The organism is Variovorax ginsengisoli (assembly GCF_030811835.1).
Taxonomy (GTDB): domain Bacteria; phylum Pseudomonadota; class Gammaproteobacteria; order Burkholderiales; family Burkholderiaceae_C; genus Variovorax; species Variovorax ginsengisoli_C.
In genome coordinates, this window is record NZ_JAUSRO010000001.1 from 1 (window position 1) to 13,316 (window position 13,316).

Here is a 13,316-nt window from a genome sequence, read left to right on the forward strand (position 1 = left end):
CGGGTTCCCGTGTGAAAGTAGGTCATCGTCAGGCTCTTACAGCCCAGTCTGCCCCCGCTTGTTTATTCAAGCGGGGGCTTTCTGCTTTCTGGGAAGAAAATTCTCTTCGGGTTGCTGCCAACGGTGTCAGAACCAGTGCAGTTGTATGCATGGTTCTCTAGTCACCAATTTCCTGGTCTGCCCGCCATTTGGGAAGGTTCCACATACGTTGAATCGTCTTTGGTTGAGCTGTCGCTGCGTGCAGGTCCGTGATTGACCAACTTCCCCACCCAGGGCGCGCGCTTGCGCGCCAATGAAGCGCAGCAAATAAAGAGGTCGATGCGGGGTGCGAGTCGGACGTTCCTCTCAGAAATACGCCCGACCCCTTGCGCACCTTGGCGCCTACTTTTGCGCTTCCACTTTCACCCGTGCATTGGGGGTTTCACCGAATATCTCCGGCGCGTACATGGCTTCCACACGGCTGGGTGGCAATGCGAAGTCGCCCACATTGTTGAGGCGTACGGTATATTCCACCTTCACGACCCCTTTGGGCAGATAGTCGTAATAGCTGCGGAAGGCTTCGAAGCTTTTCTCTTCGAATGCCGCCGAGCCATTGCCTGACTGCTTCTCTCCCTGCGTGGCGATCTGCGAGTCACGGCCCAGGCCGCTGCCAAGAATGGTGGCACCGCCCGGGATGGGGTCGCTGATCACCACCCACGTCATGTCGGTACTGGCATTGACCTCCAGAGAAACACGCAGAACGTCACCACGGGTGTACTTGCCCGCCACGGCCTGTTCCACGGGAGTCACCGTCTTCTTGATGGCGTAGCCTGCTGCAAAAGGCGTCTTCAAGGGGACGGCGGCCAGCGACTGCAGGGTCAGCCATGGTTTGCCAGAACCTTGTTGGGTCACCAGCAGGGTGTCGCGAACGGGTGGCTGGGGCCAAGGCAGGAACATGGCGTTGTTGCGCAGATTGCCGGGCGACGCCGGCGCGCCAAAGGAGGTGCCTTGATGCGGCGCCCCTGCGGTGTCGCTGACCTTGACCCGTTCAACACGGCTCCAGTCGACCTGCGCCTTGGCAGCTCCCAGCGTCGCCGCCGTGATGCCTGCGACCGGCGTGCTTTCGAACACTTTGGAGAAGCGCTCGAGCGCCAGGCCACCCCACAGATTGGCGGTCGTGGTGTGCCAGGCGCCGTTTTGCTGGCGACTGATGAAACCGTTGGCCAGCTTGCCGATGTCGTCTTTCCAGGCAGGGTCCTCCATCACGGCGAGCAGCAGACGGGCGGTGTTGACGTCGCCGTTGGTCATCAGCCACCACCAGTAATCGTCTTTCTCGGTGCTGAAGATCAGCCGGGTACCTTGGTAGCTCAGTCGCGCCTTCAAGACATTATTCGCCTCGTCCATGCGTTCCTGCCGTTGGGGCACGTCCTTGACCCGTCGCAGGATCTGCAGCCAATCGATCACCGCGCTGGTCGGCCATTGGTTCGGTGCCACGGTGATGGACCCGAGCATGCGCCCCTGCGCTTTGCCATAACGCGACAGCGCTTCGATGGCGGCGAGCTTGCGGACGTCGAGGTCCTTGCGAGGGCTCCAGAAATCCCGTTGGATGCGGCCCTCGACAAAGGCGATCAAACCCGCTTCCATAGGGGCTCGCACGTCGTCGGCAATGGCAAAACCCGGATCGATGATCGAGGCTTCCTGCGTGGCGGCCAACAGGTACGAGGTCAGGATATCGCTGCCGCGGTTCGCCTCGCCATCACGCGGCGGGAAGTAGTTGGCAAGACCGTCGCTGTCGAGATAGCCCGGCAGTTGGGCCAGCACGCCTTGCCAAGTCTTGGCATCGCGCAGGCTGATCGACTTGCTGGTTTTCTGCTCCAGACAACTGAAGGGGTAGTTGGCGAACCAGTCGCGCACGCCGGGCAGGCCTTCGGCCAGGCGGGGCTGGAGCGACATCTTCAAGCCACCGCGGCCGGGCAACGCATCGGCCGGCGGGGCCACGTCGAGCGTATACGGCCCGTCGATCTGAACGAGCGTCGCCTGTTGCACCGTGAGCGGGACGGCCGGCACGATGCGCTGCCGCACCTTGAGCGCATCGCGCGCGCCGGTTGCACCAGCCAGCGTGTCCCTGGCCTCGATTTCCCACAAGATGGACTCGGCGCGGGTTTGCGCAAGCTGCGCTGGCGCCGTCACGTCCCACGCAACGTCACGCGACTCACCGGCCGGGATGTCGACCGTCTGGGGCGTCAGCGCAAGCAGGGTGGCGCGCGGCGATGCTTCGACCTTCATCGGTTTCTGCGTCGTGTTGCGAAGCGTGATCTGCGCACGGAACTGGTCATCCTCGCGCACCAGAGGCGGCAGGCCACTGATGATCTGAAGATCCTGCGTAGCCTGGATGGTGGTCTGGCCCGTACCGAACAGCCCCACGCCCGCGTCGGCGACCGCCACGATGCGGAACGTGGTGAGCGCGTCGTTGAGCGGCACTGTGACCACGGCTTGCCCGTTGGCGTCGAGGACCACTCGCGGGTTCCACAGCAGCAAGGTCTCGAGCAGCTCGCGTGTCTGCGCCTTGCCGCCACCACCACCTGCGGGCACCGCCTTGCGGCCATAGTGGCGCCGGCCGACGATCTCCATTTGCGCGGTCGAGGTGCTCACACCCCAGCTGCGCCGCTGCAGCATCGCACCCAGCAGGTCCCAGCTGTCGTTGGGCATGAGCTCCAGCAAGGCTTGGTCAACGGCGGCTACCGCCACCTCGGCACCTGCGGCAGGGTTGCCATCGGGCAGCTTGCCCGAGATGGTGATCTGGGCCTTGCCGCGAACCGGGTAGTTTGGCTTGTCGCTGGCGACCTTGATGTCGAGCTGGTGGGCCTGCGTCCCCACGCGGATCTCCGCCAGGCCGAGCCGGTAGGCGGGCTTGCTCAGGTCGACCAATGCGGTCGGCGCAACGTACTCCCGTCCCTCGTACCAGAAGGCGGTCCACCATTCGCGCGGCGCCTTGAAGCCCCAGGTGAAGAAGCTGTACCACGGCACCTCGCGCAACCGGCCGCGCAACGCAAGCACGCTGACGTAGGCGTTCGGTCCCCATTCGGGCTTGACCTGCAGGGTGACGGTCGGGTCCTGTCCGTTGAGTTGCACGACGTGCGTTTCGATCACGCCTTCACGCTCGACCGACACCAGTGCGGTGGCGAAGCGAAAGGGACTGCGGACCTGGAACTTGGCGGTTTCACCGGGCTGGTAGCTCTTTTTCTCGGGCAGCACGTCGATGCGGTCGTTGTCTTCGCCACCGAACCAGAGCTCGCCTTGCCGGGTGACGTACACCGAACTGGCCGCCTGGCTGTCGCGCCCGTCCTTGTCGGTTGCGGTGGCTACCAGCTCGACCTCGCCGGCGTCCTTGAGTTCGACTTCGCACAGCAGCAGGCCGCGCGCGTCGCTCTTGCCGCTGCACACACTGCCCAGCTCCTTGAGGTCGGTCTTGTTGTCGTAGGTATAGAAACCACCGACCATGCGTTTGCGGCTGGTGGTCGTGATCCGCGCCACGGCCTTGACGTCGATCTTGGCGTCTGCCTGCGGCTTGCCGGTGAGGTCGAGGGCCAGCGCCTGGAACTTCAGTTTCTTGTTCGTCGACACCCAGCCTTCGGTTTTCAGGCCCGCCACCACGGCTGCCGGCCACATCGTCTGCGTGCTGCGCAGCGTCTGCACTTCACCGTTGGGGTCGGCATAGTTGGCCTCGATCAGCAATTCGCGCGGTGTGGCCTTGGCCAGCGGCACGCGTTCGATGGTCACCTTGCCTGCGCCGTTGCGGTCGAGCGTCACTGGCAGCTTGTCGGCAATGACGCGCGTGTCGTCGAAGGCGGATGCCTCTTCGTCGTCCCCCGAACCGCTGTGCGTGTCACCGCGCTGGCGGGGCGGGGAAAAGCTGAACCCGTCGTAGTCGGAAAAGTTCAGCTGCTTGGCCCGCACCATCGCCGACACACGCACCGGGAGGTTGGCAGCGCCGCCGCCGGCCACGTAGTTGATCTGCACATCCGTCGGCAGCGATGTGATGGCCACCAGCGGCTTCTTGTCGCTCGGGCCGACGCGGCCCTCGAGCACGGGCAACCGGAATTCCTCGACCCGGAACTGGCCTGTATCGAAGCTGTCGCGCATGCCGTCTTCTTCGCCGCTGCTCTCTCCGGGTGGTTTGGACTGCAGGCTCACCTGGTAGACACCCAGCTTGGACGCTGGCGCGATCGCGAAGCTGCTCTCCGCACTCAGGCCGCCGCTGGCGGTCTTGCGCCAGGTCACCGGTTGCGTGAACTGCTGGCCGCTGCCCACGTGCGTGATGACGAGCACGCCGGGTTGGGTCGCGGGCAGGCCGAAACCCTTGCTCGTCTGGGTGCGCAGCAGGTGCTTCATCGACACCGTTTCGCCAGCCCGCAGCAGCGTGCGGTCGAACACGGTATGCGCCAGGCGGTCAGGCTCGGGCTGGCTGCTCGTGGGAACGTTGAAACGCCAGGGTTCGATCCCGCGCTGCCAGTCGCTCCAGGTGAAGGCGAGGTCTTCCACACCCTTTGCGTCCTTGGCGCGCGCGCTCACAAAATAGGCGTTGCTGCTCGTGTAGTCGTCGCCATCGGTGCCGCCGCTGCAGCTCGGACCATCGGGCGACACGCCGTCCAGGCGCGCGATGCCCTGTGCGTCGGTGGTCGCCGTCGCCACCGAATTGCCGCGGCAGTCGGACACCCGCACCGTCGCGTTGGCGACCACGCTGCCCTTGTCGAGCGTGGTGACCCAGGCCATCGAATTTTCACGGCCCAGCTTGAAGTGAACAGCCAGGTTGGTGGCCAGCGCGGTGGTGCGAACGTACATCGTGCGGCCGGTGCCATAGCGGTCGTCGAGCAGCGCGTCACCGAGCTTTTGCGAGGCGATCTCGAGCACGTGGAATCCGGGTGTGAGCGGGATACCGACCACCTCGAAGGGGCGCGGGTCGCCGCTTTCGGCCTTGGGCATGTCCAGCGTTTTCACCCCGGACTGACCACCCAGCAGAGAGATCATGCGCGTTTGCACGTTGTTGCGGTTGTCTTTGTCGATCACCGGCGGCAGCGGCCCCTTGACGTCGCGTGCGGCAGCCTTGCGCTCGATCGTGAAGCTGCTGTCGTAGCGGCGTACCTTGCGGAACCAGGCGATGATTTCCGCGTCGGTCTTGGGATTCATGTCGCTGACTTTGCCGGGCGTGAGGGCACTCACCTTCAAGGCCGGCTCGACGCGACGCACGGTCACGGGCATCAGCGCCACGCCGTCAGGCTCGGCCAGCCGCTCAATCACGCCGAAGGGCGACGCGGCGAACTTGGCCAAGGGCGGCATGGCGCCGGTCGACACTTTCAGCGGGAAACTGTCGGGTGTGTCCAGCGGGCGACCCGAGGCGTCTTCGAACTTCGTGGGTACGCGCACCGTGAAGGTCGCGCTCTCCGGAAATGGCGCCGGGAAGGTGATGCTGTCGATGACGGCATCTTCGCTCGCCGCGCTGTCCTCGTCGAAAGCCGGCTTGACGGTCTTGCCGTCGCCCTGCAGCACGATCTGCTCGGCCATCTTGCGGGTGACCGGCGCGTTGAAGGCCAGCCTCATCGGCCGCAGCGGCAGGCAGGCCGCCTGTGCGTTCTCGCGTTCGCAGCTGAAGGCCACGGCAAAAGGCTCGCGTACATTGAAGCCGAAGCGTTTCTCGGTGTTGTTGGCAATGCCCGACGGGGTGGCCACGCCCTTGCCATAGACCAGCTGCACGCGGCTGGCTGGTGTGAGCGTGCGGTTGCACTGCAGCGTGACGAAGCGCAGTGGATCTTTTGCGGCCTGCTTGTCGCGGCCCTGGGATTTCAGCAGTCCCTCGCGTTCGTCGCCATCGACCAGGCGCACCGGTATCCGTTCGCCCACGCCATCGGCCGAACACCAGACGTTGTCGCGCACGCTGGCCAGCGTGGCCGGGCCGTTGAGCTCGAGCAGGAAGAGTTGCTGCTCGTCGATCTTGCCGCCGCTCGGACGCAGGCTTCGCACGAACGGTCCGCCCGTATTGAACTGATAGCGTTCGGGGCCGCTCAGCTCGGCGCCGCTGCCCGACTTGAAGCCGGACACGCGGGTGGCGGTGCAGCGCACGCCAGGCGGCAGATCGCCCTCGAAGTCGAACACCCAGCGCTTCTCGCCCGTCCAGCGGCCCGTTCCCTTGCCTGCCTGGGTATCGCTGCAACTGACCGTCAGCGGCGCAGGTGCCTTGGGGTCGCCGAAGTTGACGGCTGCCTGGTCGAATGTGGCGACCAGCTGGCGCACCTGGGAGACCTCGCCCTGGGGTGTGAGCGCGCTGATCTGAAGCGCCGAGGCCTGATGTGCGCCCAGCAGACCGCCAGCGAGCCACAGAAAGGACGTGATCCCTCGATTCATGCGTTTGTTCTCCTTGGTTTGGTCCGAGCGTAGCCGAAGCTTGCCGGCCGCAGATACACGGAAACCGTGCACCTCGATTCTTCGCGCGCATTTCCTACAATCGGAATTTAGTCGTGCGTGCCTCGCGCGAGATCGCGAGCAGGACCTGCCGACCAAATGAAACGTTACTGGGAGATCGACGCGTTGCGCGGGCTGATGCTCGTGCTGATGACCGTCACCCACCTGCCGACGCGGCTCACCGATCCGCTGGGCCAGCCTTTTGGCTTCGTGTCTGCGGCCGAAGGCTTCGTGCTGATGTCCGCTTTCATGGCCGGCCTCGTCTACAGCCGCATCGGCTACCGCGATGGCGTCGATGCCATGCGCACCGCTTTCTGGCGGCGCGCGCTCAAGGTGTACCTGGCGCAGGCTGCGACGCTGCTGTTCCTGTTCACCGTCATCACCGCCGTCGGCCTGCGCATCGACCAGCTGGCGGTGAAGAACCTGGTGTCCTATTACCTGGCACAGCCGCACGATGGCTTTGTTTTCGGCCTGTTGCTCATCTACGAGCCTGCGTTGCTCGACATCCTGCCGATGTACATCTTCTTCATGCTGCTGAGTCCCTGGGTGCTGGCCTTCGCCCTGCGCCATGGCTGGGGTGGGGTGATGGTGGCCAGCGCCACGCTCTGGGCGTTGGCGCAGTTTGGCCTGAGCGAGTGGGTCTACGCCCATGCGGTCGTCTGGACCGGGTTGCCTGTGCCCTTCGCCGAGATGGGTGCCTTCAACACCTTCGGCTGGCAGTTTCTGTGGTTTGGCGGGCTGTGGCTGGGCGCCAGCCGCAACGCGCCCGACGCAAAGGCGCTGCGTCTGCCGTCGTGGCTGCTCTGGCTGGCGGCCGCCGTGGCGCTGTACGGGCTGTACTGGCGTCACAACAACGGCATCAATGGTCAGGCGCCCTTTGGCGGGAACGAACAGCTCAACCTGCTTTTCGACAAATGGCAACTCGGCCCGTTGCGTTTGCTGAACCTGGTGGCGCTGGGGCTGCTGGTCATGCGCTTTGGCGCCGGCCTGGCGCACCGCCTACCGCGCCTGCATTGGCTCGAGGCGATGGGCTCGGCCTCGTTGCCCGTGTTCTGTGCCCACCTGGTGGCGGTGCTGCTGACGCTGGCTTTCTACGGCGACAGCCAGACGGCAAGGCCCTGGTGGGGTGACGTGCTGCTGCTCGCCGGTGTTTTCCTGATGCTCTACGGCGTGGCGCGCCTGACGTTGTGGCGCGATGCGCGCAAGAAACTCGCCAAGGTCGTCGTGGTGCATTGACGACGGATGTCGCGTGACGAAGCGTTGAACGTGCGGTGGTGCGGCTACGATACGCGCCAACGTCGTTTCCCGACAATTCTCCACGCTGGAGCAAAGATGGATTTCCTTTCACGTCATGCGCAGGTTTGGCAGCTTGGCCTGGGTCTCGCTTTGGGTGCGGCCCTGACGGGCCCGGCGCTGGCCGCCCTGGGCCAAGCCCCTGCGGTGCTGCCGTCCGGCGCGGTCCAGCGCAGTCTGCAAGCCGGCCCGGCTGCTTCCGCTTCCGCTTCCGCTTCTGCGTCTTACACGCTCATCGAATCCATCGACACTTCCGGCGTCACGGTCCACGAGTACGTCAGCCCGGCTGGCATCGTGTTTGCCGTGACCTGGAGCGGTCCGGCCCGTCCCGATCTCTCGGTGCTGTTGGGAGCCCGTCCTTATGCCCAGATGGTGGCGGCGGGCAGCCTTCGCCGCGGACCGGTGGAGGTCGACCAGTCGGACCTGGTCATCCACTCCGGCGGCCGCATGGGCGCGCTGCGCGGCAGCGCCTGGATTCCGAGCCTCGTGCCTGCGGGCGTGAGCGTCGAGCAACTGCCGTGATCGCACCGCTGGTGCACGCCCTTCGTTCCCCCTTCGCGTTCCCGCGATGCCTTTGCACGAGTCTCCCATGCGCACTCCATTGATCGCCCTGTGGCTGCTGGTTGCCGCCGGTCTGCTTTCCGCCTGTGGTGGTGGGGGCGGCAGTGCCACTGCCCCGGCGCCGTCCACTTCCACAGCGTCCACGCCGTCCACACCCTCCGCAACCACATCCAATGTGATGGCCGTCACGGTCGATGGTGGGTTCGACGGCAACTATCCGAACGGCCTGTTCGCCAGTGCCACGCTGTGCCAGCCCGGTACGAGCAATTGCCAGACCGTCGATCGCCTGCTTGTGGACACCGGTTCGGTCGGCCTGCGGGTGATGGCGTCGGCGCTCGGCAGCGGCGTGCTGGGCGCACTGCCCAGCCAGCGCGGTGCGGTCACGGACAACGGGGTCAATCCGCTGGGGCAATGTGCGCAGTTCATCTCCGGCTACACCTGGGGCTCGGTGCGCCAGGCCGACGTGCAGCTGGCGGGCGAGCGTGTGACCAACCTGCCGGTGCAGGTGATCGGCGACACCGCCGTGGTTGGTGACGTGCCGGCGAGTTGCCAGAATGCTGGCGGCACCTCGCTCAGCAGCACGGCCGCGCTCGGCGCCAATGGCATTCTGGGCGTCGGCCTGTTCATCAACGACTGTCCGGCCTGCACCGCGGCAGCGGTCACGGCCATCTACTACACCTGCGCTGGCACCGGCAGCTGTACGCCGGCCCAGGTCCCGGCGGCGCAACAGGTGGTCAATCCGGTGGCGCGCATGAGCGTGAACAACAACGGCGTGGTCATCAAGTTGCCGGCCGTGCCCGACCTCGGTGCTGCCACGGCGACCGGCACGATGACTTTTGGCATCGGGACGCAAAGCAACAACGCGCTGGCCACGACGCGCATTCTGCGCACCGACGCTTATGGTTACATCCGGACCCAGGTCAATGGCACGCAGTACCCGTCGAGCTTCATCGACAGCGGCTCGAATGCCCTGTTCTTTCCGAGCGCAACGCTGCCTGTATGCAGCAGCATCTGGTACTGCCCGACCGACACGGTCACGATGAATGCGACGTTGCTGGATGCATCGGGCCAGAACGTACAGCCGCTGAGTTTCGACATCGCCAATTTCACGCGTCTCATCGTCTCCCGCAACAAGGCTTTCGACAACCTCGGTGGCAATGCGAGCGGCATGTTCGACTGGGGTCTGCCATTCTTCTACGGACGTACCGTGTACACCGCCATCGAAGGCCGCCAGGCCGGTTCGGCCGTTGGGCCGTACGTGGCCTACTGAGCGATCGTCACCGCGTGGAAACGGTGGGGGTGGGCGAGCCGGGCAAAGCCGCCGCCGCAGCCGCCGGGGGCATCACAGCGGCCGGCACATGGGCCGCGATCACCGACTGCCACAGCCGGTAGCCGTCCTCGTTCATGTGCAGGCGGTCGCGCAGGAACAGTTCGGGCCGCGCCCGGTTGTCAGGCCCGATCATCGGCGTATAGACGTCGATGAAATCGCTGTTGGGCACCGTGCGCAGGTAGGCGGAGATGATGTTGTTGGTTTCGCGCATCTTCGACATCAGCGCCTCCCGCGAGGGGCTGGGCTTGATCGAGATGTAGCTGATGCGGGTGTCGGGCAGCTCGGCACGCACCGTGTTGGCAAAACTGGCAAAACTCTCGAGCACCTGCAGCGGCGTGCGGCCCTCCGCCAGATCGTTGTCGCCGGCATACACGAGGACGTGCCGAGGCTTGTAGCGCACCACCAGATCGCGTGCGAACAGGCTGCAGTCGGCCATCGTCGACCCTCCAAACCCGCGATTGATGACCACCGGCACCTGGCGGAAGTCCTGCGCCATCTGCTTCCAGAAACGGATCGTCGAACTGCCGACGAAGAGCACGCCATCGGCGCCGGGCTGTTTTTCCCGGTCTGCTTCGTCGAACGCGCTGAGCGAACTCTTCCAGCGGGTCAGCGCGGCGACATATTCCGGTGACTGCGCGACGGCGGGTGCTTCGATGCGCACGGGCTGCGCCTGCAAGCCCGTCGACATCGCTGCGTACAGCGCCAGGGACACCAGGACGCCGCGGCGCCGGAGGGCTTTCATCGACTTCATCAGATCAAAACTGAATTCGACCGCTTCGCGTTGACCGGTTCCCGCCAAAATGAAGCGAAATGTGAGCGAAAGTGGCAATGCCGCGACGGCGCTACAGCGTCTTCTCGATCAGCGCGCCCTTGAAGAGGACCGGACCGGTGGGTCCCCGGTCGCTCGGCACCCCCCCACGGGGCTCCAGGCTGATGGCCAGGGTCGGCACGGCGCGGACATCGGATTCCTGCGCAGGCAGGCGCAATGCCGGCGCGTGGTCGAGCACACCGAGCGAGCGCGGCGCGCCTTCCGGCGGCAGGGCCCAGAGCTGCAACGACTTGTCGCTGCCTTCGGTGTAGCCGCCCACCCGTTGGAGCACCAGCTGGCGCTTGTTGGGGTCGAAGGTGACCAGCATCGATGCGGTGGACTGGTCGTCTGCAAGCACCGCCACATATTGAACCGCCGGTGCGTTGGCGAGTTGATCGCGCAGGTTCACACCCACCACGACGGCCAGCACGGTCGCCACCGCGCCGGCGGCCGCCGCGCCACGCCACAAGGCGAGGCTGCGCAGCCACCCGCCGGAGGCCGACGCGTCGTGCACCGGCAGGGCCCGCGCGGCGGCGCGCTGGCGGGCCATGGCGTGTTCCTTCTGCTCGGCCTCGATGAGGTTGCGGATGCGCGTCCACACGGCCGGGTCGGGCGCCACCGGATGCGCCAGCTCCGTCATGCTGGCCAGGCGGCCCTGCCAGGTCAGCGCGGCCGCACGCACGACGGCGTGTTCGCGCGCCATGGCCTCGAAGCGGCGACGCGCACCGCCACGCAAGGTACCGAGCGCATAGCTGGCGGCCAGCAATTCGAGCAGCGCAGGGTGGGCGGAAAGTTTCATGGTCGGCCCTTCACGCGAAACGGCTCATGCAAAGGCGCATTTTTTCCAGGCCCCGGCGGATCCAGGTCTTCACAGTACCCAGCGGGAGCTTGAGCTGCTCGGCCAACTCGCCGTGGCTGAGGTCGCGCAGGTAGGCGAGGCTCACCACCTCGCGCTGCCGGCCTTCGAGTTGAAGCAGGCACTGATGCAACGCCCAGGCCTGTTCGCTCGCATCGGTCGCATCCATCGGGTTCTGCGCCTGTGACTCCATCGTCTCTTCCATGGCGTCGTCGAACGGCTCGGTCAGCTGGGTCCGGTCGGCCGTGCGTTTGCGCAGCAGGTCGAGCGCGCGGCTGCGCACGATCAGCCCCATCCACGCCATCGGTGGGCTCAACGAGGCGCGGTAGTCTCCGGCCACGCGCCAGATCGTCAGGAAGGCTTCCTGCACCACGTCCTCCGCCCATTCGCGCTGGCGCACCACCCGCAGCGCCAGGCCGAAGAGCTTGGGCGCGCAACGGTCGTAAAGGGCGCGCAGGGCAGTTTCGTCGCGCTGGCCGACGCGATCGATCAGCGCTATCAATTCGGCATCGGGGCTGGGTGCAGTCATGCACGGATTGTCGGACATCGGTGGGCATGCAGCAGGTACGAGCCTGCATGCCCACCGGATTCAGAGGCCGACGGCTGCACTCAGGCGAGGCGGGCGCGGTGGCGTGCGACCTGGGTGCGGACCTGCGCGGGCGCGGTGCCGCCCAGGATGTTGCGTGCATTGAGCGACCCACGCAGGCTCAGCACCTCGTAGACGTCCTTCTCGATGGTCGGGTTGAACTGCTGCAGCACCGCCAGCGGCAGCTCCGACAGGTCGACCTGGTGCGAGATCGCCGCCTTGACCGCATGGGCGACCGTTTCGTGGGCGTCGCGAAAGGGCAGACCCTTCTTCACCAGGTAGTCGGCCAGGTCGGTGGCGGTGGCGTAGCCGCGCAGCGCGGCCTTTTCCATGGCTTCGGGCTTGACGGTGATGCCGCCGACCATCTCTGCAAAGATGCGCAGCGTGTCCTTGAGCGTGTCGACGGTGTCGAACAAGGGCTCCTTGTCTTCCTGGTTGTCCTTGTTGTAGGCCAGCGGCTGGCCTTTCATCAGCGTGATCAGGCCCATCAGGTGGCCCACCACGCGGCCGGTCTTGCCGCGCGCCAGCTCAGGCACGTCGGGGTTCTTCTTCTGCGGCATGATCGACGAGCCGGTGCAGAAGCGGTCCGCAATGTCGATGAAGCCGAAGCTCTGGCTCATCCACAGTACCAGCTCTTCGCTCAGGCGGCTGACGTGGATCATCGCCAGCGAAGCGGCAGCGGTGAACTCGATGGCGAAGTCGCGGTCGCTCACGGCGTCCAGGCTGTTCTGGCAGACCGCCGGGGCGCCGTCCGCGTCGACCATGCCCAGCGTCCTCGCGACCAGTTCGCGGTCCAGCGGGTAGCTGGTGCCGGCCAGCGCGGCAGCGCCCAGCGGCAGGCGGTTCACGCGCTTGCGCACGTCGAGCAGGCGCTCGGCATCGCGGCTGAACATTTCGACATAGGCCAGCATGTGGTGGCCGAAGCTCACCGGCTGCGCCACCTGCAGATGGGTGAAGCCCGGCAGGATGACTTCGACGTTCTTCTCGGCGATGTCCACCAGTGCTTTCTGCAGGTCCACCAGCAGCGCACCGATCAGGTCGATCTCGCTGCGCAGCCACAGGCGCACGTCGGTCGCGACCTGGTCGTTGCGGCTGCGCCCGGTGTGCAGACGCTTGCCTGCGTCGCCGACCAGCTGGGTCAGCCGTGCTTCGATGTTCAGGTGCACGTCTTCCAGATCAAGCTTCCATTCGAAGTCGCCGGCCTCGATTTCGCTGCGAATCTGCGCCATGCCGCGCTCGATCGCAGCATGGTCGTCGGCGCCAATGATGCCGCGCGCGGCCAGCATGCCGGCGTGGGCCAGCGAGCCCTCGATGTCTGCCTGCCAGAGTCGCTTGTCGAAGAACACGCTGGCGGTGTAGCGCTTGACGAGGTCGCTCATGGGTTCGGAGAACAGGGCCGACCAGGCTTCGGATTTCTTGTCGAGTTGGTTTTGGGTCATGGGAGGCC

At 65.7% G+C, this 13,316-nt stretch carries 8 protein-coding genes; 3 read left to right on the top strand and 5 right to left on the bottom strand.

Annotated features, from left to right (window positions below; translation table 11 throughout):
- Positions 1-381: 381 nt before the first annotated feature.
- Positions 382-6,378 (bottom strand): alpha-2-macroglobulin family protein, encoded by a 5,997-nt coding sequence (locus J2W36_RS00005; RefSeq protein ID WP_307687600.1) that lies wholly within the window; start codon positions 6,376-6,378, stop codon positions 382-384.
- Positions 6,379-6,534: 156 nt separating this feature from the next.
- Here J2W36_RS00005 and opgC point away from each other — a divergent pair, with 156 nt between their 5' ends.
- The 3 genes from opgC (at position 6,535) to J2W36_RS00020 (ending at position 9,559) form a co-directional block, all read left to right on the top strand.
- The gene (gene opgC, locus J2W36_RS00010; protein WP_307687601.1) at positions 6,535-7,671 is read left to right on the top strand and encodes an OpgC domain-containing protein; all 1,137 of its coding nucleotides are present in this window, start codon (positions 6,535-6,537) and stop codon (positions 7,669-7,671) included.
- A 96-nt stretch (positions 7,672-7,767) separates the two neighbouring features.
- Complete coding sequence (locus tag J2W36_RS00015) at positions 7,768-8,250, top strand: DUF2844 domain-containing protein (protein ID WP_307687602.1); 483 nt, start codon at positions 7,768-7,770, stop codon at positions 8,248-8,250.
- 67 nt (positions 8,251-8,317) lie between these two features.
- Positions 8,318-9,559 carry a DUF3443 domain-containing protein gene (locus J2W36_RS00020; RefSeq protein ID WP_307687603.1) on the top strand — a complete coding sequence of 414 codons (1,242 nt, stop codon included), beginning with the start codon at positions 8,318-8,320 and terminating at the stop codon, positions 9,557-9,559.
- Between the two features lie 7 nt (positions 9,560-9,566).
- Here J2W36_RS00020 and J2W36_RS00025 read toward each other — a convergent pair whose 3' ends face one another.
- The 4 genes from J2W36_RS00025 to argH all read right to left on the bottom strand — a co-directional run bounded on the left by J2W36_RS00025 (position 9,567) and on the right by argH (position 13,308).
- On the bottom strand, positions 9,567-10,361 hold the full coding sequence (locus J2W36_RS00025; protein WP_370869223.1) for an SGNH/GDSL hydrolase family protein: 795 nt from the start codon (positions 10,359-10,361) through the stop codon (positions 9,567-9,569).
- 100 nt (positions 10,362-10,461) lie between these two features.
- Positions 10,462-11,226, bottom strand: coding sequence for an anti-sigma factor (locus J2W36_RS00030; RefSeq protein ID WP_307687604.1), 765 nt, complete (start codon positions 11,224-11,226; stop codon positions 10,462-10,464).
- Positions 11,227-11,236: 10 nt separating this feature from the next.
- Positions 11,237-11,812 carry an RNA polymerase sigma factor gene (locus J2W36_RS00035; RefSeq protein WP_307687605.1) on the bottom strand — a complete coding sequence of 192 codons (576 nt, stop codon included), beginning with the start codon at positions 11,810-11,812 and terminating at the stop codon, positions 11,237-11,239.
- An 80-nt stretch (positions 11,813-11,892) separates the two neighbouring features.
- The gene (gene argH, locus J2W36_RS00040) at positions 11,893-13,308 is read right to left on the bottom strand and encodes an argininosuccinate lyase (protein WP_307687606.1); all 1,416 of its coding nucleotides are present in this window, start codon (positions 13,306-13,308) and stop codon (positions 11,893-11,895) included.
- Between the last annotated feature and the right edge of the window lie 8 nt (positions 13,309-13,316).